Source organism: Ohtaekwangia sp., assembly GCF_036786105.1.
Classification (GTDB): domain Bacteria; phylum Bacteroidota; class Bacteroidia; order Cytophagales; family Cyclobacteriaceae; genus Ohtaekwangia.
In genome coordinates this window covers 31,903-33,281 of sequence record NZ_DAIQRQ010000010.1, presented here as the reverse complement: position 1 = coordinate 33,281, position 1,379 = coordinate 31,903, and the positions used below count along the sequence as shown (strand labels likewise).

Annotated in this window: 2 protein-coding genes; one reads left to right on the top strand and one right to left on the bottom strand. The window is 44.0% G+C overall.

What is annotated here, in order from left to right:
- The coding region (locus V7Q33_RS07040; RefSeq protein WP_333819375.1) for an NADPH-dependent F420 reductase at positions 1-641 on the bottom strand (641 nt) is incomplete at its 3' end.
- Between the two features lie 104 nt (positions 642-745).
- Between V7Q33_RS07040 and V7Q33_RS07035 the strand changes: the two genes are divergently transcribed.
- Positions 746-1,252, top strand: a complete 507-nt coding sequence (locus tag V7Q33_RS07035; RefSeq protein ID WP_331978139.1) for a metallophosphoesterase family protein — start codon at positions 746-748, stop codon at positions 1,250-1,252.
- The last annotated feature ends 127 nt before the right edge of the window (positions 1,253-1,379 follow it).

The following is a 1,379-nucleotide window of genomic DNA, read 5'->3' as shown; positions in this document are numbered from 1 at the left end:
CTCACCAGCTTAAACGCATGCGTCCACTGGTTATTCAGGAAGCCGGGGATGCACCACAGTATACAAAGTGGTTCGATGGCACGTGCGGATTCCGCTTTACCAAAGTCGGCTACATCCCAGCCGAATTGGTCAAGAATGAGTGTTGCTTCTTTTTTAGCTGCATCGTTATCGCCACAAATAAACATGGTTGGTTTTCCTTCCTGGAAAGATGGATTAACCATGCGTGCGCTTCCCACGCTGTTAAAGGCTTTTACAAAATTTACAGTAGGTGCTTTCTTTTGCAAGCGCTCCATCAGCGAGTCATCAAGCGTGGTAAAGAATTTCAGCACGCCCTGGTGAGGTGGAACTTCTGCTATCGGATTGGTGGTATCAAGCACCGTTTTACCATGCAATGCAGAGGCAACCTGCCCTATCAATGTCATTGCTGCATCGCCTTTTACGGCCAACACAACTATATCGCCAAAGGCTGCTGCTTCAGAAAAACTTCCGATGTGTGCATTAGCACCTGCTTTCTGTTTCCAATCACTGAGCTTGGATGGATTGCTTGTACCGATCATAACAGTATATCCGTGTTTGATGAAGCCGTTGGCAAGCACCTGCCCTACTTGACCTGATCCGAGTATTCCTATTTTCTTTGCCATACATGTATTACGTTAGACGTGAGGTTAATCGTACTTCTTTGAATGCATCCAATATAAGAAGTTCGTTGTTCATGCTTATTTAAATTTTGTTAACATTTTTGAGCATGAAAATCGGATTGCTCTCAGACACACATAGTTTTCTTGATCCAAAGGTATTTGATTACTTCCGCGACTGTGATGAAATATGGCACGCAGGCGATATTGGAGATCGTTCTGTCACTGATGCGTTGGACAAATTCAAACCACTGCGCGCTGTATTCGGCAACATTGATGACAAGTCGCTGCAAGCACTATACCCGGAAGACTTGCACTTTACCTGTGAAGGGTTCATAATCTGGATGACGCACATTGGTGGCGCACCACCTAACTATAATCCACGTGTAAAAAAATTATTGAAGCAACAACCTCCTGATATATTTATCTGTGGTCACTCGCATATTTTGAGAGTAAAGCGCGACCCTGCTTTTAACAACATGTTATACCTGAATCCCGGTGCTGCCGGCAATCATGGATTTCACGCGATAAAAACCCTTATGCGGTTCGAACTTGTAAAGAAGGAAATCAAGAATATGGAAGTAATCGAACTTGGCAAGCGCGGCGCGCTCTTGTAGGCTGCCAGCCGGGAGCTTCGAGCTGATAGATGCCTGAGCAGTTGAAAATAATATTGAACAAGAAATATCGATTAACGATTAACCTGTAACGATTAACGAATAACGATTAACCTGTAATGAATAACGA